Origin of the sequence: Azovibrio sp., from assembly GCF_049658005.1 — a bacterium.
Lineage (GTDB): Bacteria > Pseudomonadota > Gammaproteobacteria > Burkholderiales > Rhodocyclaceae > Azovibrio.
In genome coordinates, this window is the sequence record NZ_JBASOH010000122.1 from 1 (window position 1) to 24,700 (window position 24,700).

General features: G+C 63.5%; 24 protein-coding genes and 1 pseudogene. 6 read left to right on the top strand and 19 right to left on the bottom strand.

Features of this window, described 5'->3' with window-relative positions; translation table 11 throughout:
* The 3 genes and pseudogenes from WBH99_RS11535 to WBH99_RS11545 all read right to left on the bottom strand — a co-directional run.
* A pseudogene (locus tag WBH99_RS11535) lies at positions 1-265 on the bottom strand (ATP-binding protein); the annotation flags it as partial.
* Positions 262-924: a response regulator transcription factor gene (locus tag WBH99_RS11540; RefSeq protein ID WP_424220243.1), complete on the bottom strand. Its 663-nt coding sequence runs from the start codon at positions 922-924 to the stop codon at positions 262-264. The pseudogene WBH99_RS11535 and the gene WBH99_RS11540, both read right to left, overlap by 4 nt.
* Positions 924-1,268 (bottom strand): PepSY domain-containing protein, encoded by a 345-nt coding sequence (locus WBH99_RS11545; RefSeq protein ID WP_424220244.1) that lies wholly within the window; start codon positions 1,266-1,268, stop codon positions 924-926. Before WBH99_RS11545 ends, WBH99_RS11540 begins: the two co-directional genes overlap by 1 nt.
* A gap of 246 nt (positions 1,269-1,514) precedes the next feature.
* Here WBH99_RS11545 and WBH99_RS11550 point away from each other — a divergent pair, with 246 nt between their 5' ends.
* The 3 genes from WBH99_RS11550 to WBH99_RS11560 are packed head-to-tail and all read left to right on the top strand — an operon-like array spanning position 1,515 to position 3,787.
* The gene (locus tag WBH99_RS11550; protein ID WP_424220245.1) at positions 1,515-1,928 is read left to right on the top strand and encodes a DUF1924 domain-containing protein; all 414 of its coding nucleotides are present in this window, start codon (positions 1,515-1,517) and stop codon (positions 1,926-1,928) included.
* A 24-nt stretch (positions 1,929-1,952) separates the two neighbouring features.
* Positions 1,953-2,450, top strand: a complete 498-nt coding sequence (locus WBH99_RS11555) for a diheme cytochrome c (protein WP_424220246.1) — start codon at positions 1,953-1,955, stop codon at positions 2,448-2,450.
* Positions 2,451-2,461: 11 nt separating this feature from the next.
* A complete protein-coding gene (locus WBH99_RS11560) occupies positions 2,462-3,787 on the top strand; it encodes a ferredoxin reductase family protein (RefSeq protein WP_424220247.1) in 1,326 nt (441 codons plus the stop codon).
* 119 nt (positions 3,788-3,906) lie between these two features.
* Here WBH99_RS11560 and WBH99_RS11565 read toward each other — a convergent pair whose 3' ends face one another.
* Positions 3,907-4,296: a diacylglycerol kinase gene (locus WBH99_RS11565; RefSeq protein ID WP_424220248.1), complete on the bottom strand. Its 390-nt coding sequence runs from the start codon at positions 4,294-4,296 to the stop codon at positions 3,907-3,909.
* Positions 4,293-7,115 carry an excinuclease ABC subunit UvrA gene (gene uvrA / locus WBH99_RS11570; RefSeq protein WP_424220249.1) on the bottom strand — a complete coding sequence of 941 codons (2,823 nt, stop codon included), beginning with the start codon at positions 7,113-7,115 and terminating at the stop codon, positions 4,293-4,295. Before uvrA ends, WBH99_RS11565 begins: the two co-directional genes overlap by 4 nt.
* A 129-nt stretch (positions 7,116-7,244) precedes the next feature.
* Between uvrA and WBH99_RS11575 the strand changes: the two genes are divergently transcribed.
* Positions 7,245-8,459, top strand: a complete 1,215-nt coding sequence (locus WBH99_RS11575; protein ID WP_424220250.1) for an MFS transporter — start codon at positions 7,245-7,247, stop codon at positions 8,457-8,459.
* Between the two features lie 35 nt (positions 8,460-8,494).
* A complete protein-coding gene (gene ssb / locus WBH99_RS11580) occupies positions 8,495-9,058 on the top strand; it encodes a single-stranded DNA-binding protein (RefSeq protein ID WP_424220251.1) in 564 nt (187 codons plus the stop codon).
* 70 nt (positions 9,059-9,128) lie between these two features.
* Here ssb and WBH99_RS11585 read toward each other — a convergent pair whose 3' ends face one another.
* The 9 genes from WBH99_RS11585 to tviB form a co-directional block, all read right to left on the bottom strand.
* Positions 9,129-10,997 carry a polysaccharide biosynthesis protein gene (locus WBH99_RS11585; protein ID WP_424220252.1) on the bottom strand — a complete coding sequence of 623 codons (1,869 nt, stop codon included), beginning with the start codon at positions 10,995-10,997 and terminating at the stop codon, positions 9,129-9,131.
* Positions 10,998-11,009: 12 nt separating this feature from the next.
* The gene (locus tag WBH99_RS11590; protein ID WP_424220253.1) at positions 11,010-12,185 is read right to left on the bottom strand and encodes a DegT/DnrJ/EryC1/StrS family aminotransferase; all 1,176 of its coding nucleotides are present in this window, start codon (positions 12,183-12,185) and stop codon (positions 11,010-11,012) included.
* Between the two features lie 3 nt (positions 12,186-12,188).
* Positions 12,189-12,848, bottom strand: a complete 660-nt coding sequence (locus WBH99_RS11595) for a NeuD/PglB/VioB family sugar acetyltransferase (RefSeq protein WP_424220254.1) — start codon at positions 12,846-12,848, stop codon at positions 12,189-12,191.
* Complete coding sequence (locus WBH99_RS11600) at positions 12,845-13,453, bottom strand: sugar transferase (protein WP_424220255.1); 609 nt, start codon at positions 13,451-13,453, stop codon at positions 12,845-12,847. The genes WBH99_RS11595 and WBH99_RS11600 overlap by 4 nt, the downstream gene beginning before the upstream one ends.
* Entirely contained in the window at positions 13,453-14,505 is a 1,053-nt protein-coding gene (locus tag WBH99_RS11605; RefSeq protein ID WP_424220256.1) for a glycosyltransferase family 4 protein, read from the bottom strand. The genes WBH99_RS11600 and WBH99_RS11605 overlap by 1 nt, the downstream gene beginning before the upstream one ends.
* A 56-nt stretch (positions 14,506-14,561) precedes the next feature.
* The gene (gene asnB / locus WBH99_RS11610; RefSeq protein WP_424220257.1) at positions 14,562-16,526 is read right to left on the bottom strand and encodes an asparagine synthase (glutamine-hydrolyzing); all 1,965 of its coding nucleotides are present in this window, start codon (positions 16,524-16,526) and stop codon (positions 14,562-14,564) included.
* A 107-nt stretch (positions 16,527-16,633) separates the two neighbouring features.
* Complete coding sequence (locus tag WBH99_RS11615) at positions 16,634-17,332, bottom strand: hypothetical protein (RefSeq protein WP_424220258.1); 699 nt, start codon at positions 17,330-17,332, stop codon at positions 16,634-16,636.
* Positions 17,333-17,468: 136 nt separating this feature from the next.
* Positions 17,469-18,515: an NAD-dependent epimerase/dehydratase family protein gene (locus WBH99_RS11620; RefSeq protein WP_424220259.1), complete on the bottom strand. Its 1,047-nt coding sequence runs from the start codon at positions 18,513-18,515 to the stop codon at positions 17,469-17,471.
* A 4-nt stretch (positions 18,516-18,519) separates the two neighbouring features.
* Positions 18,520-19,794 (bottom strand): Vi polysaccharide biosynthesis UDP-N-acetylglucosamine C-6 dehydrogenase TviB, encoded by a 1,275-nt coding sequence (gene tviB, locus WBH99_RS11625; RefSeq protein WP_424220260.1) that lies wholly within the window; start codon positions 19,792-19,794, stop codon positions 18,520-18,522.
* Between tviB and WBH99_RS11630 the strand changes: the two genes are divergently transcribed.
* Positions 19,778-20,053: a hypothetical protein gene (locus WBH99_RS11630; protein WP_424220261.1), complete on the top strand. Its 276-nt coding sequence runs from the start codon at positions 19,778-19,780 to the stop codon at positions 20,051-20,053. The genes tviB and WBH99_RS11630 overlap by 17 nt on opposite strands.
* 68 nt (positions 20,054-20,121) lie before the next feature.
* On the opposite strand, the gene fba is transcribed toward WBH99_RS11630, so the two are convergent.
* The 5 genes from fba to WBH99_RS11655 form a co-directional block, all read right to left on the bottom strand.
* A complete protein-coding gene (gene fba, locus WBH99_RS11635; RefSeq protein ID WP_424220262.1) occupies positions 20,122-21,186 on the bottom strand; it encodes a class II fructose-bisphosphate aldolase in 1,065 nt (354 codons plus the stop codon).
* A 157-nt stretch (positions 21,187-21,343) separates the two neighbouring features.
* Positions 21,344-21,535 carry a YgaP family membrane protein gene (locus WBH99_RS11640; RefSeq protein ID WP_424220263.1) on the bottom strand — a complete coding sequence of 64 codons (192 nt, stop codon included), beginning with the start codon at positions 21,533-21,535 and terminating at the stop codon, positions 21,344-21,346.
* A 125-nt stretch (positions 21,536-21,660) separates the two neighbouring features.
* Positions 21,661-22,866: a heme biosynthesis HemY N-terminal domain-containing protein gene (locus WBH99_RS11645; protein ID WP_424220264.1), complete on the bottom strand. Its 1,206-nt coding sequence runs from the start codon at positions 22,864-22,866 to the stop codon at positions 21,661-21,663.
* Positions 22,867-22,874: 8 nt separating this feature from the next.
* Positions 22,875-23,915, bottom strand: a complete 1,041-nt coding sequence (locus WBH99_RS11650) for a uroporphyrinogen-III C-methyltransferase (RefSeq protein WP_424220265.1) — start codon at positions 23,913-23,915, stop codon at positions 22,875-22,877.
* The gene (locus tag WBH99_RS11655; RefSeq protein WP_424220266.1) at positions 23,912-24,697 is read right to left on the bottom strand and encodes a uroporphyrinogen-III synthase; all 786 of its coding nucleotides are present in this window, start codon (positions 24,695-24,697) and stop codon (positions 23,912-23,914) included. The genes WBH99_RS11650 and WBH99_RS11655 overlap by 4 nt, the downstream gene beginning before the upstream one ends.
* Positions 24,698-24,700: the final 3 nt, after the last annotated feature.

The following is a 24,700-nucleotide window of genomic DNA, read 5'->3' on the forward strand; positions in this document are numbered from 1 at the left end:
GCCAGTAGAGGCCGGAATAAGGCTGTTTCAGGCGCGGGTCGCTCAGTTCCCGGCGCACCTGGGGCTGGCCATCGGCGTCGAGTTCGAGGTGGCCGGTGAGCTGGTTCAGGTGCACCCGCAATTCGGCCCGGGCCTGACGCGCCACATGGTCCTGAAACAGGTCGGTCAGGATCAGCCCGGTTGCCACCAGGGTCGCCAGCACCCAGGCCAGCGTGCCCAGCAGCAGGCGCCGGCCCAGGGTGCCCGGACGAAAGGGACGGATCACGGCGGCCCCACCAGGCGATAGCCTAGGCCGCGCACGGTTTCAATCAGTTCCGCCGGCAACTTCTTGCGCAGCCGGGCGATGAAAACCTCGATGGTGTTGGAATCGCGCTCAAAATCCTGGGCATAGAGATGCTCGGTCAGTTCCTGGCGCGACAACACCTGGCCGGGGTGATGCATCAGGTAGGCCAGCAAGCGGTATTCGTGGCTGGTGAGCGCCAGGGTCCGGCCCGCGAGACTGATCCGCTGGGCACGGCTGTCCAGCAGCAGGGGGCCGCAGGCGATTGCGTCGCTGGCATGGCCGTGGGCACGACGAATCAGGGCGCGCAGCCGGGCCAGCAATTCCTCCATGTGAAAAGGTTTGGTCAGGTAATCATCGGCCCCGGCGTCGATGCCGGCCACTTTCTCGTGCCAGTTGTCGCGGGCGGTGAGGATCAGCACCGGCATGGTCCGCCCGCCAGCCCGCCAGCGGCCCAGCACGGTGAGGCCGTCGATGCCGGGCAGACCGAGATCGAGCACCACGGCATCGAATGGCGTTTCCTCGCCCAGATAGAGGGCATCCCGGCCGTTGTCCGCCTGTTCCACCACATGCCCGGCCTCTGCCAGTGCCGCGCCGACCTGGGCCGCCAGGAGGGGATCGTCTTCCACCAGCAAGATCCGCATCAGGGCCGTCCTTCCGTTTGCACCGGGCGGTTTTTTTGCCGGATCAGTCTGCCATCACGAGCGTCCAGATCCAGCTTGGTGACCGCGCCATCCTGGCGCAGCAGCTTGATTTCATACACCCAGTTACCGAGTTCCCGTTCCAGCTCCACCTCCAGCACCTGGCCGGGATAATCCTTTTCCACCCGCTCCAGGATCTGGCGCAAAGGCATGACCTCTCCTGCCGCCAGCGCCTTGCGGGCCTGCTCGTGATCGGCCTGATCAGCCCAGGCCGGGGCCACAACCGGACCCGCGAGGAGGAGCAGCAAGGCCAGCCGGCGACTTGAAGCACCCAGATATCGGTTCATGAACAGTTCTCCTGTTGTCGTGCCCCATGCCCTCCAAGCCTTCGAGGCAGCGCGGATTGTGGCCGCCCGAGCCTGCCGCAGGACATTCCATTGAACAACGATGCGTCATGCCGGCCCGCATGGTTCCGGTTTGATCAGCGCTACGCTAAGCCACCCCGCCTGAACAGAAACTGAACGGCGGATTCAGGAAAGGTTCAGCCGGGCCAGCGCAAAGTGGCGCCATTGCCCTAGAAACAGGATGAAACCATGAACGCCTTGCCCTTCACAATTGCCGTTTTCAGTCTGGCCAGCCTGATTGCCCTGCCCGCCCAGGCCGACCCCCGCGCAACCCTGCTGGCCGGCTATGCCCGGGAAGCCGGACTGGCCGGCCCCGACGCCTTCTCTGCCGCCCGCGGTGAAGCCCTGCACCAGCGCCAGGCCGGAGGGGGCAAGCCCGACACCCCTTCTTGCACCCGTTGCCATGCCAGCGACCCGCGCCAGGCCGGGCGCACCCGCACCGGCAAGCCCATCGCCCCCATGGCCGCCTCCGCCAGCCCGGAGCGCTACACCGACCCGGCCAAGGTGGAAAAGTGGTTCAAGCGCAATTGCGACGAAGTCCTGGGGCGGGCTTGTACCCCCCAGGAAAAGGGTGACTGGCTCGCCTACATGCTATCTCGCTGAAGCGAAACTCCGAAGGAGACTCCCATGCCCCGCCCTGTCATCCGTCCCCTGCTCCTGGGCCTTGCCGCCCTGGGCATTTCCGCCGCCCTCTACAGCCGCGCCCAGGCCGGCGGCGAGCATTATTTTCCCCCGGTCCAGGACAAGACGACCCTGGCCGAATGCGGCAGCTGCCACCTGGCCTACCCGGCGGCCATGCTCCCGGCCGCCTCCTGGAAGAAGATGATGGCCAATCTCGACCCGCATTTCGGCGACAACGCCAGCCTCGACCCGCAAACCACGGCGGCCATCACCCGCTATCTCGTCGACCACGCCGGCGACACCGGCGGTAGCGCCTATGGCCGCAAGCTGCTGCGCGGCGTGGCAGCCGGCGATGCCCCGCAGCGCATTACCACCTTGCCGAAATGGGTGAAGGAACACCGTGAAGTCCCCAAGTCCGACTGGGCCAGGAAGGAAGTCGGCACCAAGGCCAACTGCGCCGCCTGTCACCAGGATGCGGAGCGGGGCTATTTCGAAGAAGATTGAAGGAGCCGATCATGAAAAAGCTGACCCCCACCGCCCTCCTGGGCGCTTTCATCACCCTCCTGGTCCTGGCCTGGGGCGCCAACCTGCGCTACGGCGCCGGCCTGCCCGCCGGTGCCGCCCCGCTCTGGGTGTTCCGCGCCGAGCTGCTCAAGCTCTCGGGCCTGCTCGCCGTGGGGCTGATGTCCTTGATCATGGTGCTCGCCACCCGCCCGGTCTGGCTGGAAAAGCCCCTGGGCGGCATGGACCGGATCTATCAAACCCATAAGTGGGCCGGCATCCTCGCCGGCATCGCCGTGCTGATCCACTGGGGGGCCGACGAAGCCGGCGGCCTCATCAAGGGCCTGATCGGCGCAGGCGGCAAGGTGAGCCGGGAACACGGCTCGGAACTATATGAATCCCTGCTGGATCTGGGCAAGGAAATGGGCGAATGGGCCCTCTATCCGCTCCTCATCCTGATCGCCCTCACCTTGCTCAAACGCTTTCCCTTCAAGCCCTGGCGGGTGCTGCACCGGGCCATGCCGGTGCTCTATCTGATGGGCGCCTTGCACGGCCTCATGCTGGCGCCGCTCACCTGGTGGCAGCAACCCGTGGGCTGGGCCCTCGCCCTCCTGGTCGCCGCCGGCAGCTGGGGCGCCGTGCTTTCCCTCCTCGGGCGGATCGGCAAGCGCCGCCAGTATCGAGGCGAAATCCTGCAGGTGGAAGAACCGGCGCCGGGCCTCACCCGCCTCACCTGCCGCATCGAGCCGCGCTGGCCCGGCCACCGCCCCGGCCAGTTCGCCTTCCTCACCCTGCACGACCGGGAAGGCAGCCACCCCTTCACCATCGCCAGCGCCCCGCGCGAAGATGGCAGCCTCTGCTTTGCCATCAAGGCCCTGGGCGATTACACCCGCGACCTGGCCAGCCGCCTCAAGGTCGGGCAGCACGTCACGGTGGAAGGCCCCTACGGCTGCTTCGATTTCCAGGGCGAAAAACCCCAGGTCTGGATCGCCGGCGGGGTCGGCGTCACCCCCTTCCTGGCCGGCCTCGAAGCCCTGCACCACGCCCCGGGCACCGCCGTGAGCCTGCATTATTGCTGCCGCGACAGCCGCAACGACCCGTTTGTCCCCCAACTCCAGAGGCTGTGCGCCGACCTGCCCGGAGTGCGCCTGCACATCCACGACACCCCCCGGGAAGGCCCCCTGACCGTGGCACGGCTGGCACAACTGGAACCCGGCCTGGCCGGCAGCGATATCTGGTTCTGCGGCCCGGCAGGCTTCGCCCGCAGCCTGAAGCAAGGCCTCAGGACCCAAGGCCTGGATCAGGTATGCCTGCATCAGGAGGCGTTCGAGATGCGCTGAAAACGGGGATATCCGGCGCCCGCATCAAGGGGACTCCGGGACACTCCGGGGCATTCCGGGGTACTCCGGGACATTCCGTGACACTTCGCCGGACCTCCCGCACCCCCGGCAGGCCCCGCTTAGCGCCACAGCACGCAAACCCACACCATGGCCATGAACAGCAGGGAAAACAGCACGGCGGCGCTGCCCTGATCCTTGGCGCGGCCGGCCAGTTCGTGCACTTCCGGCGAGGCCTTGTCCACTACCGCCTCGACGGCGGAGTTGAGCAGCTCCACGATCATGACCAACAGGATGCTGCCGGCCAGCAGGGCCCGCTCCACGCCGGTCTGACCGAGCCACAGCCCCAGGGGAATGCTGACCATGGCGAGCAGCGCCTCTTCCCGGAAGGCGGCTTCGTGATGCCAGGCGGCACAGAGGCCCTTCTTTGAATAGCCCAGGGCGTTCACCAGCCGCTGCAGGCCTTTCTTGCCTTTGAACGGAGCGGCGGAAGGGGGTTGTGGAGTGCTCATTTTCTTTCCAGTAAAGGTTTGAGGAAGCGGCCCGTATGGCTTTTTGCCGTGGCTGCGAGGGTTTCCGGCGTGCCGGTAGCCAGGATGCGGCCGCCGCCGCCGCCCCCTTCGGGGCCCAGGTCCACCAGCCAGTCGGCGGTCTTGATCACGTCCAGATTGTGCTCGATCACCACCACGGTGTTGCCGTGCGCGGTGAGCCGGTGCAGCACCGTCAGCAGCATTTCGATGTCGGCAAAATGCAGGCCGGTGGTCGGTTCATCAAGAAAATACAGGGTGCGGCCGGTGTCCCGTTTCGAAAGTTCCAGGGCCAGCTTCACCCGCTGGGCTTCGCCGCCGGAGAGGGTGGTGGCGCTCTGGCCCAGCGTGATGTAGGAAAGGCCCACATCCATCAGGGTCTGCAGCTTCCTGGCCACGACCGGCACGGCATCGAAGAATGCCCGGGCCTGTTCCACCGTCATGCCCAGGATGTCGTGGATGTTCTTGCCCTTGTAATGGATCTCCAGGGTTTCCCGGTTGTAGCGCTTGCCGTGGCAGACGTCGCAGGGCACGTAGATGTCGGGCAGAAAGTGCATTTCCACCTTGATCATGCCGTCCCCCTGGCAGGCTTCGCAGCGGCCGCCCTTGACGTTGAAGCTGAAGCGGCCGGGGCCGTAGCCCCGGGCCCGGGATTCGGGCACCTGGGAGAACAGATCGCGGATCGGGGTCAAGAGGCCGGTGTAGGTGGCCGGGTTGGAGCGGGGCGTGCGGCCGATGGGCGACTGGTCCACGTTGATGACCTTGTCGAAATGGTCGAGGCCTATGATGTCATCATGTTCGGCCGGCTCGGTGGTGGAACCATAGATGGCCTTGGCCGCCGCCGCATACAGGGTGTCGTTGATGAGGGTGGATTTGCCCGAGCCGGAGACCCCGGTGACGCAGGTGAGCAGCCCCACCGGCAGTTCCAGGTCCACGTTCTTGAGGTTGTTGCCCCGGGCACCGATGACTTTCAAGGTCTTGTCCGGGTCGGGGTGGCGGCGCTGGGCCGGCACGGCAATCTGCTTCCGGCCCGAGAGATAGGCGCCGGTGAGGGAATCCGGGTTGGCCGCCACTTCGGCCGGGCTGCCCTGGGCGACGATGTTGCCCCCATGGATCCCGGCACCGGGGCCGATATCCACCACATGGTCGGCCATGCGGATCGCGTCTTCGTCATGTTCGACGACGATCACCGTATTGCCCATGTCGCGCAGGTTGCGCAGGGTCTGCAGCAGCCGGTCGTTGTCGCGCTGGTGCAGGCCGATCGAGGGTTCGTCCAGCACATACATCACTCCGGTCAGGCCGGAGCCGATCTGGGAAGCCAGGCGGATGCGCTGGGCCTCGCCGCCGGAGAGGGTATCCGCCGAGCGTTCCAGACACAGGTAATCGAGGCCGACGTTGATCAGGAATTGCAGGCGGGAGGTGATTTCCTTGAGGATTTTCCCGGCCACCTGGGCCTTCTGGCCGCTGAGCTGCAGGGTATCGAAAAAGTCCCGGGCGGCCTTCAGGGGCAGACGGCTGACGGCATACAGGGTCTTGCCGCCGACCTGCACATGGCGCGCTTCCTTGCGCAGCCGGGTGCCAGCGCAACTGGGGCAGGTCTGGTTGCTGATGTACCGGGAGAGCTCTTCCCGCACCGCCTGGGAATCGGTTTCCTTGTAGCGCCGCTCCAGGTTGGGAAGGATGCCTTCGAAGGGATGCGCCTTGTCCACCCGCTTGCCGCGCTCGTTGAGGTACTGGAAGGAAATGGCTTCCCGCCCGGAACCATAGAGGATGGCATGGCGGCTTTCGTCGCCGAGGTCCGCGAACGGCGTGTCCAGATCAAAGCCGTAGTGGCTCCCCAGGGACTGGAGCATCTGGAAGTAGAACGGACTCTTCTTGTCCCAGCCCTTGATGGCGCCGGCAGCCAAAGAGAGATGGGGCTGGCTCACCACCCGCTTCGGGTCGAAGAACTGGATCACCCCCAGCCCGTCGCACTTGGGACAGGCGCCCATGGGATTGTTGAAGGAAAACAGCCGGGGCTCCAGCTCCTGCAGGGAATAGGAGCAGATCGGGCAGGCAAACCTGGCGGAGAACAGGTGTTCCTTGCCGCTATCCATTTCCAGGGCGATGGCGCGGCCGTCGGCGTGGCGCAGGGCGGTCTCGAAGGATTCGGCCAGGCGCTGGCGCATGTCGTCGCGCACCTTGATCCGGTCCACCACCACATCCACCGTGTGCTTCTGGCTCTTGGCGAGCCTGGGCAACTCGTCCATTTCGTATACCGTGCCGTCGATCCTGAGGCGCACGAAGCCCTGGGCGCGCAGCTCGGCAAACAGTTCCTGCTGTTCGCCCTTGCGGTTGGCGACCACGGGGGCCAGGATCATCAGCCGGGTGTCTTCCGGCAGGGCCAGCACATGATCCACCATCTGGGACACGGTCTGGGCCTCCAGGGGCTGGTCGTGCTCGGGGCAGTAGGGGGTGCCGGCCCGGGCATAGAGCAGACGCAGGTAGTCGTGGATTTCGGTGACCGTGCCCACGGTGGAGCGGGGGTTGTGGCTGGTGGCCTTCTGTTCGATGGAGATCGCCGGAGACAAGCCCTCGATCAGGTCCACATCCGGCTTGTCCATCCGTTGCAGGAACTGCCGGGCGTAGGCGGAGAGGGATTCCACATAGCGGCGCTGCCCCTCGGCATAGAGGGTGTCAAAGGCCAGGGAAGACTTGCCGGAACCGGACAGGCCGGTGATCACGATCAGTTGATCCCGGGGCAAATCCAGACTGATGTTTTTCAGATTATGGGTACGGGCGCCGCGAATTCGGATGGCTTCCATGAGGATTCTCGAGTGGGGTGTTGCCGGAGGTGAAACGCAAACCTGTTAATATAAGCGCTTCACTGCGATGCACCAAAACCTTTCCCGCGCTTTCGTATCGGAGCCCGGGTTTTCCATTCAAAAGCCCCGATGACCGATTCCATCACTGATCGCCTGAGCCCGGAAGAACGCCGTACCGGCATGAGCCTGGCCGCCATTTTCGGCCTGCGCATGCTGGGGCTGTTTCTGGTCCTGCCCGTCTTTGCCGTCTTTGCCCGGGATTTCCCCGGCGGCGACGACCTGACCCTGGTGGGCCTGGCCCTGGGCGCCTACGGCCTGACCCAGGCCTGCCTGCAGATCGCCTGGGGTTCCGCCTCGGATCGCTGGGGCCGCAAACCCATCATCGTCGCCGGCCTGCTGCTGTTTGCCCTCGGCAGCGCTGTCGCCGCCCTGGCGCCGGATATCCACTGGATCATCATCGGCCGGGTGATTCAGGGTGCCGGCGCCATTTCCGCCGCCGTCACCGCCCTGGCCGCCGACCTGACCCGGGAACAGCACCGCACCAAGGTGATGGCCATGATCGGTTCTTCCATCGGCCTGGTCTTTGCCGGTTCCCTGGTGGCCGCGCCCCTGCTCTATGCCGCCATCGGCATGAGCGGCATTTTCTGGCTCACCGGCATCCTGGCCCTGGCCGCCATCGTCGTACTGCTGAAAGTGGTGCCCGCCGCCCCGCCCCCGATTCCCGGCCCGCCCGTCTCCCTGCTCTTTGTGCTGCTGGAACCCCAGCTGGCCCTTCTCAATTTCGGCGTCTTCGCCCTGCACCTGACCCAGACCGCCCTCTGGGTGCTGGTCCCCTCGGCCCTGATCCAATATGGCGGCCTGCCCATGGCCGAGCACTGGAAGGTGTATCTGCCCGCCGTGCTGCTCTCCTTCATGGTGATGGTGCCCGCCGTGATCGCGGCCGAGAAGAAAGGCATGATGAAACCGGTATTTACCGGCGCCATCGCCCTGCTGCTGCTGGTTCAGGTGGGCTTTTACTTCGCCAGCCAGAGCCTGTGGTCGATCAGCCTGTGGCTGACCCTGTTCTTCGTGGCCTTCAACATTCTTGAAGCCACCCAGCCTTCGCTGATTTCCCGCATCGCCCCACCGCACGCCAAGGGCAAGGCCCTCGGGCTCTACAATACGCTCCAGGCCGTCGGGCTATTTGTGGGCGGTACGGCCGGCGGCCTGCTCGCCAAGCATTTCGGCGGCGGCGCCGTGTTCGCCGCCTGCGGCCTCCTGGCCCTGGTCTGGCTGGGACTGGCCCGCATGCTGCGGGTGCCACAGCGCACAGCCGCAGCGCACCGCCGCAACGCAGCCGTTTAGCATCCAATCATCTCAATCAAAGGGGGGAGTTCTCCATGGCTTCGGTCAACAAAGTCATCATCATCGGCAACCTGGGCAGGGACCCGGAAATACGTTACAGCGCCAGCGGCGACGCCATGTGCAATATCGCCGTGGCCACCACGGAAACCTGGAAGGACAAGGCCACGGGCGAGAAGAAGGAAGCGACCGAGTGGCACCGGGTGCAGTTTTATGGCCGCCTGGCCGAGATCGCCGCCCAATACCTGAAGAAGGGCTCCCAGGTCTATGTGGAAGGCAGCCTGCGCACCCGCAAGTGGACCGACAAGGAAGGGGTGGAACGCTACACTACCGAAATTCGCGCCGATGAAATGAAGATGCTCGGCGGCCGCCAGGGCCTGGGCGAACCCGGCAACGCCGCCGGCGACATGGGTGGCAATCGTGGCGGTGGCGGCGGTGGCGGCAGTAGTGGTGGTGGCGGCAGTAGTGGTGGTGGCGGCGGTAGTGGTGGCGGTGGCAGTGGCAGCCGCACTGCGCCTCCTCCCGCCGATTACGCCCCGGCTTCGAATCAAAAGAAGCCGCAGTCCTTCGACGATTTCGGCGACGACGACATCCCGTTCTGAACACGACGGCTCCACCCCCGGGCTCGCCACCTGGGGTTTTTGTTGCCTGCCATCCCGGCTCGAGAGCCGATCAAAGGCAGCGCTCAAGGCAGGCTTGATGCCGTGCCGGCTCATACTCCGGCACCCAGCGCTTCAAACCCTCCCGCACCGCCGCATCGCTCACCGGCCCCGGCTGCGCCAGCCAGGGCTCCAGTTCATCCAGGAAATTCTCCGGCACGGGGCGTGAACGGGCAATGCGCAGCTTGGGATGCGGCGTCTCCCGTGTCTGCTCGGCATCGGCCAGCAATTCTTCATACAGCTTCTCGCCAGGGCGCAGCCCCGAGAATTCGATGCGGATCTCATCTTCGCCATAGCCCGACAGCCGGATCATGTTGCGCGCCAGGTCGACGATCTTCACCGCATCGCCCATGTCGAGCACAAAAACCTCTCCGCCCTGCCCCATGGCCGCGGCCTGCAGTACGAGCTGCGCCGCCTCGGGGATGGACATGAAGTAGCGCTTGATCTCCGGGTGGGTCACCGTCACCGGCCCGCCGCGCGCGATCTGTTCGGCAAACTTGGGAATCACGCTGCCAGTGCTGCCCAGCACGTTGCCAAAGCGCACCATCTCCATCTGCGTCCCGCCTTTGCCCGAACGATGCAGCGCCTCGCAGACCATCTCGGCCAGCCGCTTGGTCGCGCCCATGACACTGGTAGGATTGACCGCCTTGTCGGTGGAGATCAGCACAAAACGCTCGGCGCCGTGGCGCTGCGCCTGCTGCGCCAGCCGCAGTGTGCCCAGCACATTGTTGCGTACCGCCTGCCAGGCGTTGCCCACTTCCATCAACGGCACATGCTTGTAGGCTGCGGCATGAAAGACGAGTTGCGGCTTCCATGCCGAGAAAATTTCCTCCAGCCGCACGACGTCCTTCACATCGCCAGCCAGCAGCTCGACCTGCGTCTCCGGCATATGGACGCGAAACCATTGCTCGATGTTGTAAAGCGCAAACTCGCTGGCATCCAGCAAGAGCAGTTGCGCCGGGGCAAAACGCACCAGCTGGCGACACAGTTCGCTGCCGATCGAACCTCCAGCGCCGGTAATCAGCACGGTCTTGCCGACAATCATCGCCTTGACATGCGAAGAATCGATCTGCACCGCCTCGCGCCCGAGCAGATCTTCAATGTCGACCGGGCGCATGGCGTTGATCGCCACCTTGCCGCTCATCAGATCCTCGATACCCGGCACGGTAAACACATGAGCACCGGCGCGTACCGCAATATCGGCCGCCTGTTTCAGCGCTTCACCCGCGGCCGAGGGCATGGCCAGGATCACATGCTGCGCCTTGTAGTCCTGCAACACCTGCGACAAGGACTTGATCGCACCGACGATGGGATGGCCGAATAACTCCAGTCCCCACTTGTCGGGGTTGTCATCGACCAGGGCCACCACCCGCCAATCCGGGCTGCGCTCCAGTTCCCGGACCAACATGGCGCCGCCGCTACCGGCGCCGACTACCACCACGGGCTTGCCTGCGGCCAGCAGGTCGCCAAACATGCGGTGCTCGCGCCACATACGCCAGACGGCGCGTCCGCCCCCCATGACGATGGTCAGGATCAAGGGGTAAAGCACCAGCATCGAGCGCGGCAGTTCTCCCCCCGGTGTCCGGTCCAGGGCAAACAGCAGCACGAGCACCAGCGACGACACCCCGACGGCCTTCAGCACCCGCTTCAGATCCAGCAAGCTGGCAAACACCCACATGCCACGATAAAGACCCGCCCAGCGGCAGGCAATCGCATGCCCTGTCATGAGCACTGCCAAGACCAGCAAAATCTTGCTCGTATAGTTGGGGGGCCAGGAGAAATTGAAACGGAGCAGAAACCCACCCACCCAGGCAATGACGACGGCAAAGAGATCAAACAGGAAAACCAGTCGCGTGCGACTAGCGCGGTTCAATGCGGGCATTGCTGTTCTCCTTCATGTTACGGCGCGGCTCATCGTCTGTTCGAGCACGGTGCAGGTCATTTCGAGTTCACGCGCCTTCAGGCCGGGATGCACCAGGAACATCAGGCTCGTTTCGCCAAGCGCCCGGGCAACGGACAGGCGCACCGCCGGACGCCATGCCGATCCCTCGAAAGCCTTCTCAAGATAGACTTCGGAGCACGATCCGGAGTAACACGGTACGCCGGCAGCATTGATCGTCTGCAAGATGCGGTCGCGGCTCCAGCCGGGCTGGAGGCGGCCCGGCTGGACATAGACATAACACTTGTAGGCGGCATGGTCGGCATCAGGGGGGAGATCCGGCACCCGCAGCCCGGGTAATGCCGCAGCACAGGCCCAGATCCGCGCGGCATTGTGCCGACGTTCGGCATGCCATGCCGGCATGCGCTGCAACTGCATGCGGCCGATGACGGCCTGCATTTCCATCATCCGCCCGTTGCTGCCGAAGCGCTCATGCAGCCAGCGGAAACCCGGCGGATGCTCACGCTCGTACACCGCCGCGTAGCTCTTGCCGTGATCCTTGAGCGACCACATGCTGCGCCACAGCGACTCGTCGTGGGTCGTCACCATGCCGCCTTCGCCACCGGTGCTCATGATCTTGTCCTGGCAGAACGACCACGCCCCGACATCCCCGATCGAGCCGACGCTGCGCCCTTTGTAGCGCGCCCCGTGCGCCTGGGCGCAATCCTCGATCACTTTCAGCCCGTGCCGGGTGGCCAGTTCCATGATCGGGTCCATGTCGCACGGCCAGCCGGCCAGGTGTACGCAGATGATGGCCCTGGTGCGCGGCGTCAGCACACGCGCGATGGTGGCCGCCGAGAGGTTGCCACTATCCGGTTCCACGTCAGCAAACACCGGTATCGCCCCGGCATTGACGACACAGGACACGCTGGCAATGAAGGTGCGCGGCGTCACCACCACTTCATCACCCGGGCCGATCCCCAGCGCCCGCAGCGCCACATCCAGCGCCAGGGTGCCGTTGGCGAGCGCAACCGCATGAGGGGTTCCCACCCAGGCGGCGAACTCCTTCTCGAACTCGCGGCACTGGGTTCCGGTCCAGTAATTCACCTTGTTCGACAGCAACACGTCGCGTACTGCGTCGGCCTCTTCCTGCGTGAAGGAGGGCCAGGGGCTAAAGGGTGTGTCCAGCATCGATCATTCCTTTTTCAGAATCCGTGCCGGGTTGCCCACTACCGTCGCTCCCGCTGGCACGCTCTTCGTCACCACCGCCCCCATGCCCACCACCGCCCCACGTCCGATCACCAGAGGCTGGCCGGGCTTACCCTGTTTGATCAACGCGCCAGCCCCGATGTAAGCGAGGTCTTCAATCACCACATTGCCGTTGCACCGGACACCTGGCGCAAAAGTCACGAAATCGCCGATCACGCAGTCGTGTTCAACATAGCTATAAAGGTTGGCATGGAAGTGCCGGCCAATCCGGATGTTGGCGGTGAGCGTCACGAAGGGGCTCAACACCGCACCTTCTCCCAGCCGCACATCATCCATCACCACCACGTTGGCCGCTGCCACCGCCCACGGTAGAACCCCGTCCGCCGCACAGCGCGCGGCAAGACGTTCGCGCACCACGCTATCGGCAATCGCCAGCACCACGCGGCGTTCCGTTGCAGGCACGGCGACAAAATCAGCATATGACAGGACGCGCTGCCCGTTAACGACGCGGCGAATCTCGCCATCATCGATGAACACCAGATCGTCAAGCGCCCCCCCTTGCCGACTCAACTGCTCGCGCGCCAGCGGCATGATGCCGCGACCGCATCCACTCGCGCCGTAGACGGCATACAGGACATCGCTCACTTTCCATCCTCCCTTGGCGAACCGGTAAAACGCGGCATCGTGGCCTCCCCCGCCGCGCTGATGGCCTCACGCACCCACACCTTTTTCACCGTCAGCAACAGGATTTTCAAGTCCAGCCAGAACGATTGGTGGTCCACATACCACACATCGAACTGGAACTTCTCGTCCCAGCTCAATGCGTTGCGGCCATTGATCTGCGCCCAGCCGGTCACCCCCGGCCGCACCTCATGGCGGCGCGCCTGCTCGGGCGAATACAGCGGCAGGTATTCCATCAGCAGCGGCCGCGGCCCCACCAGGCTCATGTCCCCCTTGAGTACGTTCCAGAGTTCGGGCAACTCATCCAGACTGGACGAACGCAGGAAACTGCCAAAGGGGGTCAGGCGCTCAAAATCCGGCAATGGCTGGCCGTCGGGCCCTGACGCAACACGCATGCTGCGGAACTTGATCATCTGGAAGGGCTTGCCGTGCAGGCCAGGACGGGTCTGGCAAAAGAGCACGGGAGAGCCGAGTTTTTTACGGATTTGCCAGGCAACGACGGCAATGAGCGGAGCAAGCAGCAGCAATCCCAGAGCGGCCGCCCAGAAGTCGAAAACTCTCTTTGTCATCACAAGCCCATTTCGTCCAGCATGACTGCATTGACTTTCATCACGTCGTATTTTTCCTCTGCCAGGGTGCGTGAGCGCAGCCCCATCCTCGCGATCAGCGCTGGCGCATCGATGAAGCGCTGCATCGCTGCTTCCAGGGCATCAACCGACTTCACCGGTACGAGAAAACCATTGTCCGCCTCGATGACCGTCTCGCGGCAACCCGGCGCATCCGTGGTGATGACGGCCCGGCCCATCGCCATGGCCTCCAGCACGGTGCGCGGCGTGCCCTCACGGTAGCTCGGCAATACATAGACGTTGCTGTCCGCGATGACAGGGCGGACATCCGCCAAGCGCCCGTGAAACACGATGACCCCCTCCTTCACCCAGGCTTCCAGCTCTTGTGCATCGATGGCATCCGGATTTTCGTCGATCCAGCCGACCAGGCCAAATACCGCCTGCGGATGACGGGCACGAATCCGGCGCGCAGCCTCGACATATTCGCGTACACCCTTGTCCCCCAACAGCCGCGCGACCAGCAGAAAACGGGCGCCGGCTGGCAAAGGCGCCCGGGCATATGCCGCCAGATCCACGCCCGAGCCATTGATCACGCAAGACGGGCACCCGGGCGGCAGCAGGCCTTGCCGGCGGAACAGCTCTTCATCATCCGGATTCTGAAAGAAAGTCTTGTTTGCACAGCGCAAAGCCAGCCGGTAAAGACTTTGCACCAGCGCGCGCAGCAGCCCCCGTTCGCCCCCGCCCTGGAAGGCATAGCCCAGGCCAGTGATGAGCGCAAATCGCTGCGGGACCCGCATCATCCATGCCGCGAGCGTGCCGTAAACCACCGGTTTGACGGTGTAAGCCAGCACGCGCTGCGGACGAATCTGCCGCATCAATCGCGCCAGCTCCAGTACCAGGCGAAGATCCGCCAGCGGATTGGTGCCGGTGCGGCGCAATGGAATATCGTGCACCTGGATGCCGCGGGCCTCCAGATCCCGCCGTATCGGGGCCAGCGGGGGCAGATCGGGCGCCGCCACATGCACCTGCTGGCCCTTGGCGCGCAAGGCCTCCATCAGCGCCCCCCGGAACTGGAGCAAAGAGTCGGGGAAACCCGCAATCAATAGAAATTTCACTGACTTTCTTCCTGCAGCCAGGCCTGGAACATCAATACATCCCACAAGTGATGCTGCCAGTTGCGTCGCCCGCTGAGATGCTCGGTCCAGATACGACGCACCGGTTCCGGCCTCAGAAAGCCCTGTTCCTTCAATTTCCCCTGCGCCAGCAAATCGTCAGCCCAATCACGCAAAGGCCCACGTAACCAGGTCTCCAGGGGAATTCCAAACCCCATCTTCGGGCGCTCGATCAACGCCGGCGGCACATGACGGTACAAAACCTGGCGCAGGAGCCATTTTCCCTGACCGCTGCGTATCTTCAAATCTATCGGCATCCGCCAGGCCAACTCGACGACGCGATGATCCAGCATCGGCACGCGCGTCTCCAGGCTGTTCGCCATGGCGGCCCGATCCACCTTGACCAGGATGTCATCGGCCATGTAAGTCTGCGCATCCAGCGCCATCATCCAGTGCTCGAAGCAATCGGTCTTCGGCCAGGCCTTGGGGTCGGTCAACAATGTTCGCGGCTCACGCGCGCCAATCACGAGATTTGCCGGGTCTTGCCAGTGGCTGGTGAGCTGCCGGAAAAACGCATGGCCATCCGACAACGCCAGCACATCCGCCAGTTTGCAGACCTTGTCGCCGGGTGTCGCCAGATGTAAACGCCTGGGCAAAAGCGGCTGGACCCACGCGAAAAACCGGTCCCAGGCCGCTGGCGAAAAGGCGTGAAGCAAGCCGGCGGCAGCACGGCGCACACTGCGCGGCAAAGACTGCATCCTGCCCCATACCTTGCGGGCGGACAGATAGCGGTTATACCCCCCGAACAACTCGTCTCCGCCGTCGCCACTGAGCGCAACCGTTACATGCCGTCGCGCCAACTGACTGACCAGGAAGGCAGGAATCTGGGAACTGTCACTGAACGGCTCGCAATAAATCGCGGGCAGCCGGGGAATCAGATTCAACGCGTCCACGGGGCGCACATGCAACTCGGTGTGCTCGGTTCCCAAATGCCTGGCCACTGCCTTGGCATAGGCCGCCTCGTTGTACCCCGATTCATCGAAACCGATGGTGAAGGTTCGCACCGGCCGGTGACTTTGCGCCTGCATCAAGGCTACGATGGTGCTGCTATCAACGCCGCCACTCAAGAACGCCCCCAGAGGCACGTCGGCCAGCATCTGGCCGGCGATGCTGGCCGACAGCTGGCCCTCCAGGAGCCCTGTCGCCTCCTCCTCGCTGCCCGGGAAGGGATGCCCGATGCCCTGCTCGACCGCATCGTTCAGACGCCAATAGGGCTGAGGCGCGACGGACCTCGCCTCGCCTGCAGCCGTCACCGGCAGGCTCAGAAAATGCCCTGGCATCAGCTTGGAGATGCCCCGATAGATACTCAAAGGCGCAGGGATGCAGTTGTGCCTGAACAGCAGCGTGAGCGAGTCCCGGTCCACCTCGCCCCGAAAATCCGGATGTGCCTTGAGCGCCTTGAGTTCGGAGCCAAACAGCAGGGTATTGCCTTGCCAGCCGTAATACAGAGGCTTCTCGCCCATGCGGTCGCGGGCCAGCGTCAGTCGCTTATCCTGGCGATCCCACAAGGCCATGGCGAACATGCCCACTGTCGCCTGCAGCGTTTTCTCGATCCCCCAGGCCACGAAACCGGCCAGCAAGGTTTCCGTATCCGCATGCCCACGCCATTTCGGCGCCGCCCCCTGGACGGCCAGTTGCTGGCGCAGCAGAAGATGGTTGTATATCTCACCGTTAAAGACAAGGACAAAACGCCCACACGCCGAACACATCGGCTGATGCCCCGCCGGCGAAAGATCAAGAACGGATAAACGGCGATGTCCGAGCGCCAGGCCCAGAGCGGCATCGAACCAGACGCCAGAATCATCAGGGCCACGATGCGAGATCCGGTCATTCATCCGCTCGATCGCGTCAGTCAAGGCCGCCGCAGCCGTTTGTCCTTGCAGAAAACCACTAAAACCGCACATGATCGCCTCTTGCAAAACCGATTTGCATAGGGATTTCCGGGTCGGCAAGGCCGCTCATGAGCCGGAGCGCCTCAAACAGATCAAACCCTTTTTCATGCGCAGCGAAATCACGATCCCGATCCTGACATGAGCCACGGCATCATCAGCAACAGGGCTGCGCAGAAAGAAAAAGAAAGCGCACGAGCCCGTAAAAACTCCCTTGCGGCAGAATAACCCGTCACATTATCCGCATCGATCATGCTTGCAAGCCTCGGCTCAACCCAGAGTATCGTCACCAGCGTGCCCATCATGCTCACGAGCGGCACAAAAGAGATGATGAGAAGGCGGTTTTGCGGCAGGTAAAAGCATAATCCGTATGCAATGACCACTGCGATGAACTGTGTTCCAAGCATCAGTGCTGCGACACCACGGACAGGAATCAGGCATGTGGTGTCATTCGCAGAAAAAGCGGTTCGAAAGCGCTGATGGAGCGGCAATTTCCCCTGAATCAAATCCTCAAACGCAGCCTTACTGAGCTTCAAGTTGGCGAGCAGGAGAGAAAAGCCGGCTCCGAGAATCAGGACAAAAGAAAACACATAGCCGTAAATCTGGATGTCCGCAAAACTCTTCTCGATGACGACCGCAATACTGATGCCATAAAGCGCCACAAAACCTCTCGATGCAATGGCGAATATGTTTGAAAGGCTGATGCCGAGCATGTGCCGGCCCAGGCTGGAAAAATTGTATTTGATGAAAGAGGCGATGGTTTCGCTGACCAAGTGCAGCAGAAAGAAAACTGCGGCAGCCGCCAATGTAAGGTAATTCATGGCCGGGAAAACGTCCTGAACTGTTCATTTTGCCCGTCGGTGAATCCCGATCCAGCATCTTTGGCGCCCGCATGAAATTCAGGCACGTTAGGCCGCAATAAAATCACAGGCCCGGTGCGCGGGTGAACCAGCGCGCTCAACGCCTAGAGCCCCGAGTTGCCGCTCGCCTTTTGACGTACCACGGCATTACCGCCTTGAGCCCTGCCTCGATAGTGTGACTGGGGACAAAGCCGAGCAGACGCTTCGCCTTGGTGATGTCGGCCTGTGAGTGCCGCACATCACCGGCCCGGAAGTCGTGATACACCGGGGGTTTTTCGTAGCGCACGGCATTGGCGGCAAGGGCGCCGCGCAGCGCTTCAAAGAGTTGATTGAGGCTGGTGCGATCCCCTACGGCGACGTTATAGACCTGGTTTCGCGCCGCCTCGTCGGTGCTGGCTGCGGCCAGCAGATTGACCTGCACCACGTTATCCACGAAACAGAAGTCGCGGCTGGTTTCTCCGTCACCGTTGATGATGACGTCATCGCCATCGATCATCGCGGCAATCCATCGGGGAATGACGGCGGCGTAGGCGCCTTCCGGGTCCTGCCGTCTGCCAAAAACATTGAAGTAACGCAGGCCAATGGTCGTGAAACCGTAGCAGCGGGCAAACACCTCGGCGTAAAGCTCATTGACGTACTTGGTGACCGCATAGGGCGACAGCGGCTTGCCGATCATGTCCTCGACCTTGGGCAGGCCGGGATGATCCCCATAGGTGGAACTGCTGGCGGCATAGACGAAACTCTTCACCCCGGCATCGCGCGCCGCAACCAGCATGTTCAGAAAACCATCGATATTGCTGGCATTGGTGGCAAGCGGGTCATCCAGACTGCGCGGCACCGAACCCAGCGCGGCTTGATGCAGCACGTAGTCCACGCCTTCAGCGGCGCGGCGACAGTCGTCGAGATTGCGGATATCGCCTTCGATGAAACGAAAGTTGTCCCATTGCTCCGCGCTGACGAGGGACTGGACCTCATCGAGGTTGTGCGGGTAACCCGTGGCGAAGTTATCGAGGCCAATGACGCGTTGATCGAGCTTGAGCAAGGTTTCAAGCAGGTTCGAGCCGATGAAACCCGCCACACCGGTAACGAGCCAGATTCGGGGCGCGACCTCCAGGGTGCGCCGCAGTGTTTCGTAAGTTGTCATGATGTTACAGGCGCAGGTCGGCCGCATCGCGCGGCAGGACATATTTGAGGTCATACAGTACATGAGCCACCTTGCCGAGCGCGCGGACCTGCCCTGGCTCCATGGCTTTGAACTGTTGGTGAGCAACCGCCAGGATGATGGCGTCGTAGGTGCCGGGCTGGGGGGTGTCGATCGGCGTGATGCCGTATTCGCGCCGGGCTTCGTGCCCATCCACCCAGGGGTCAAACACATCGGCACTGATGTTGTAATCGGCCAACTCCTTGACGATGTCGACGACGCGAGTATTGCGCAGGTCCGGGCAGTTTTCCTTGAACGTGAGGCCCATCACCAGTACCCGTGCGCCTTCAACGACGATGCGGCGCTTGAGCATGGCCTTGATCAATTGCGCGACCACGTAGGCGCCCATGCCATCATTGAGCCGGCGGCCTGCCAGGATGATTTCAGGGTGATAGCCAATGGCCTGCGCCTTGTGAGTGAGGTAGTAGGGATCGACGCCGATACAGTGCCCCCCCACCAGTCCCGGGCGAAAGGGCAGGAAATTCCACTTGCTGCCCGCGGCCTCGAGCACGGACTCGGTGTCGATACCCATGCGGTTGAAAATGATCGCCAGTTCGTTGATGAGCGCGATGTTCACGTCACGCTGGGTGTTCTCGATGACCTTGGCGGCTTCGGCCACCCTGATGCTTTCGGCCTTGTGCGTACCGGCAACGATGATCTGGCGATAGAGCTGGTCGACCAGTTCGGCAACCTCGGGAGTGGAGCCGGAAGTCACTTTCTTGATGGTGGCGACACGATGCTCCTTGTCGCCCGGGTTGATCCGCTCGGGGCTGTAGCCCGCGAAAAAGTCGGCATTGAACTTGAGGCCGGAGTGTTTTTCCAGCACCGGCACACAGTCTTCCTCGGTCGCGCCGGGATAGACGGTGGACTCGTAAATGACGATATCCCCCTTTTTGAGCACCTTGCCGATGGTTTCGGAGGCCTTGAGCAGCGGAGTCAGATCTGGCCGTTTATACGCGTCGATCGGGGTCGGAACGGTGACGATGAAGACGTTGCAGGCCGCAAGGTCTTGCGGATTGGCACTATAGCTCAGGCCGCCGGCCTGGCGCAGGGCTTCGTCCGGAACTTCGAGCGTCGCGTCGTGGCCGGCGCGCAGGGCGTCGATACGCGCCGGATTGATGTCGAAGCCGACGACCTTGCGCTGTTTGGCGAACTCAACGGCAAGCGGCAGGCCCACGTAACCGAGGCCAATGATGGCGAGCTTGATGGCAGAAAGGGGCATTGAGCAGTTCTCTTTTCTTATCAGCCAGATAGCGCTTGCAGGCCGAACTTTTCATTTTCAGGGAGTTGTTGAAAAATTGCGGCGCGCCCTGGCACAGCACGCCACGACCCATACCCGTCTCATGCCCGCCTCATACCCGTCTCATGCCGGAATCATTCCGGATCACCCCGGACAGCGCCGCCGGCAAGAGCCCGGTCCGCCCGGAAACTGGCTCGATGCGCTCGGCGGCGCAGAAACAGACGAGGATGCGCTGCGCTAGGCAAGCCGCCGCCACGCCACCGCAAGAGCCGAGCCACCACGCCCCCGCAGGAGCCAGGCAGGCGCAGCTTATCGGACGATCTGGTTCAGTTCGCCCCTGGCGTAACGCTCGGCCATCTTCTCGAGCGGGATGATCTTGATCTTGCCGGCCCGGCCTTCGCAGCCGAAGGCCCGGTAGCGGGCCAGGCAGATCTGCTTGGCGGCCTCCCGGGCGGGCTTCAGGTAATCGCGGGGATCGAACTTGTCCGGATGCTCGAACAGATAGCGGCGGATGGCACCGGTCATGGCAAGCCGGATGTCGGTGTCGATATTGACCTTGCGCACCCCGTAGCGGATGCCCTGGACGATTTCCTCCACCGGCACGCCGTAGGTTTCCTTCATCTCGCCGCCAAACTGGCGGATCTCGGCGAGCAGTTCCTGCGGCACGGAAGAGGAACCGTGCATCACCAGATGGGTGTTGGGGATGCGGGCATGGATTGCCTTGATCCGGTCGATGGCAAGGATGTCGCCGGTGGGCTTCTTGGTGAACTTGTAGGCGCCGTGGCTGGTGCCGATGGCGATGGCCAGGGCATCGACGTTGGTCTCTCTGACGAAATCGGCAGCCTGGCCGGGGTCGGTGAGCAGGTCTTCGCGGCGCATCTGGCCATCGGCGCCATGGCCGTCTTCCTTGTCCGCCTTCAGGGTTTCCAGGGAGCCCAGGACCCCCAGCTCTCCTTCCACGGAGACGCCGATGGCGTGGGAGAACTCCACCACCTTGCGGGTCACTTCCACATTGTAGGCGTAGCTGGCGACGCTCTTGCCGTCGGCCTGCAAGGAGCCGTCCATCATCACCGAGGAGAAGCCCGAGCGGATAGCGGCCATGCACACGGCGGGGCTCTGGCCGTGGTCCTGGTGCATCACCACGGGAAGGTGGGGATAGGCTTCCAGGGCCGCCAGGATCTGGTGGCGCAAGAAGGGTTCGCCGGCGTATTTGCGCGCGCCGGCGGAGGCCTGCATGATCACCGGGGCATCGAGCTCATGGGCGGCCTCCATGATGGCCCAGACCTGTTCCATGTTATTGACGTTGAAGGCGGGCAGGCCATAGCTGTGTTCGGCAGCGTGATCGAGCAGCTGGCGCATGGAGACGATGGGCATGGGATTTCTCCGGTATCTTTGGGAAAGACAGGGATTTTACTGCAGGCCGCAGGATAATCCGCACCGGGATCTTGAGAGAACCCGCAAAAAAAGCGGATCAGGTCACCCTGTCCGCCTTCTGCAACCTGGAGAAGAACCAGAAGGACCGGGTGCGGCCTCAGTCCTTCTTCAACGGGCAGGTATTCAAACCCAGCAACGGGTAGATCGGGCACCAGCCCGTCAAGCCGGTGGCCAGGGGAACGATGCCGACATATGCCCAGACGGGCCCGCCGGCCGCAGCCCAGATAATCAGTGCCAGCCCCACGACGATGCGCAGGATTTTGTCGATGCCGCCAACATTGGGTTTCATGAAGCCTCCGATGCAAATGAATTAGGAAAAGATAATATACACTCCCGCCCGATGGATGTCTGCAAACTCTTCGAGCCTGCCCCGCGCGACCCGCCACCGGTCGGTATTCCTGAATCAGCACTTCCTCAAGATGTTTCGAGTTCGGCAGCCTGGCGGAAATGGCGATTTGCCAGCTCGGCCTCCCCCAACTGATCCAGCAATCGTGCCAGCAGCAAATGCGCTGCCCGGGATGGCCCCACGGCCAGCGAGGCCTCCAGATAACTCCGGGCTTTGCCCCAAAGCTTGAGGCATTCGCACATCCGCCCCAGGGAAAGCAACAAGGCCGCATCGCGCGGATGGGCCGTCAACCAGGCCTCGGCACGGGCAATACGGGCCGCCAGAGCCTTGCCCTGCCCCTCCCGGCAAACCAGGCCGCCATAAATCCCGGCCAGTTCCGAAGACCATTCCCGCCCCTCGCCCAGGGCCTGCTCGACCAGATCCGCGGCGGCCTCGGTTGCCCCCAGAGCCTGCAGGCGCCGGACGGCCGCCAGTACCAGGGTAACGTCCCGTTCGGCAACGGGAAGGGAAGAAAAGTAGTCGAGCAAGGCGGCGCTATCCCCCTCGCGCTGACGCAAGGCCTCCTGATGCGCCTTGCTCCGGATGGCACGGGCAGCTTCGGCCGGCAGTCCGCCGCGTTTTTCCAGCTGGCGCACCAGCTGGCGCACCAGTTTCAGCACGCCGTTTACATCCCCCAGCCCCTGCAGGGCGCGCAATTCAAGACGCAGGGCCGCGATGTGACGCCCCTGACGCCGTTGCAAGACCTGCAGATCCCGGCGGGCGGTCGCGAAATCCCCCATTTCCAGGGCCATTTCGGCCCCCAGCATCAGCGCCGCCGACCCGGATTCCGGGGAGGCTTGCCGGGCCCGTTCGAGCCATTGCCACACTTTTTCGCTCTCCCGCATGCGCTGAGCCGCACGCGCCGCGATCAAGGCCGCCGTACCTGGGGCGTGGCCTGACTGCCAGGCAGCTTCGGCACGGCGTAGCGCGTGGCCGAAACGTCCCTCGAACAGGAGGCGGATCGCCTCTTCGAGCACACGGGCAACCTGTTCCCGTTGGCGCTGAGCCCGGTAGGCCCTGGCCCGCTCGGGCAAACCCAGGGTCACCAACAGGCCCCGCAGCAGAAAATAGAGAATGACAAAGCCCGCCAGCCACAGCAGCAGCAGCAGGTTGAGGCTCATTTCAACCCGCCAGGGGTCCAGGACGAACAGGGCAAAGCCGTCGTTGTAGCGCGCCAGCAGCGCCCCCGCCACCGCCAGGAAGAACAGCCCGAGAAACCAGAAAACTCCCCGCATAGGCCCGCCTATCGCTTTTCCCGGCTGGCCTTGATGCTCCGCAGGGCGGCCAGGCTGTCATTGAGACTGGGGGCTTCGACGATGATTTCGGTGGCCGCCAATTGTTTCAGGGCCGCCATGGCAGCCTGGACAGACTTTTCCTCAAGCTGGAAATAGCGCTCCAACCAGGCATGTGCCGCTTTCAATTCGTTTTTGAAGACCCATTGCTCCCGACTGAGCAGGGCAAGACGGGCGTTGAGCAGGCGCAGCTTGATATTTTCCCGCAGCATGAGCTGCTGGTCCGGGCTCAAGAGCACCGCTTCCTGGCGATCAAAGCGCTGAATCCGCACCAACGCTTTAAGTTCGTTCCAGCCTTCTTGCAGCAGGATGCTCCACCAGGAAGCGCCAGGCGTATCGGCCGCCTCCCTGGCAACGGCCTTGGGGCGAACCGTCAGGTCCATGGCCAGCGGCAGCTTGTCCACGCTCAGGATCACATTCTCGAGCCGCAGGTTCATGCCCGGCACATCGACAAAGGGTGTCGCCCGCAAACGCTCGAGGTCACGGGCCAGGGTACGCCGCAAGACCAGGAACTGGGGGTGATTCAGGCGCGCCAGACGGGCATCGGCAGACTCCAGGGCCAAAATGGCCCCCTGGACATTGCCCGAAAGTTGCAGTTGCTGCACCGCATTGTTCACGGCCTGCTCCACCTCGGCCAGCAGGACGTCATCGCGGCTGACGGCAGCTTCTTGATACCAGGCCCGCAACGCGTCGGCCTGCCCCTGGATTTCCGCCAGACGCCCCTCCAGCGCACCGTACTTGCGCTGCAGCTCGGCCGCCTGTTCCATCACCTTGCTTACCAGCGCCCGATTTTCATTCACCACCTTGTCATTTTCCGCCAGGCGCCGCGCCAGTTCCTGCTGGGTATGCCCGAGCCTGCTGCGGGTTTCCAGCCCCTGCCAGACAGCCAGACTCAGGACGGCCAGCACCACCCACAGCCAGGGGTTGCGCCAGCTGGCAAACCGCGGGGGAGTTTCGGCAAGGGGAACGAGGGAATGGGAAGTATCACTCATGGTCGGGAGCCATTATAAGCGCATAGCCCGGCCAGCAAACCAGCATCGCCGGGCTCCGTCAGCACCACCTGGCTCAAGCCGGCAGCCCGGGCCTTGTCGGCGATCCGGGCGTGGGAAACAAAAAGCGGCAGGCGCTCGAGATGGGCCTTGTGTTCTGCTCCAGCGAGTTCCAGCAGATGGGCCAGGGCTTCGCTACTGGACAACGTCAGCCCGTGCAGGGCCTCAGCACTCAGGGCGGCCAGGAATTCCTCCTGCCCGGCGCCAGGACCGCGGCGTTGATAACAGGCCACTCGCTCCACCCGGGCGCCCCGGTTTGCCAGGGTATCGCCCAGCAGTTCCCGGCCACCATTACCCCGCAGGATCAGCACCTGCTGGCCGGCCAGCGCCGCCGCGGACAATTCCGGCAAGTCCAGCAGCGCTTCGGAATCAAAGCGCTGCCTGGGGCACAGGCAACCGTTCACCCCAGCTTGTTCCAGGGCCTTGAGCGTCCCCGGCCCCACGGCCACAGGCTGCAAGCCCGGAGGCCAGTGACGCCCTGCCAGCAAAATGGGGAGCGCATGTTGAACCGCATTGGGACTGATGAAGATGGCCAGGCGGTAGTCCTCGAGCCGGGCTGCCACGGCCCGCAGGGGGGCGGCATCTTCAACCGGGGTAATCTCCAGCAAGGGAAAATAGAAGGCCCGCCCCCCCTGGGCTGCGATCGCCCGGCCCAAGGCTTTTGCCTGGGCCCGGGGACGGGTCACCACGATGGTTTTGCCCGCCAGGGGCAATCCCTGCTGCATCAC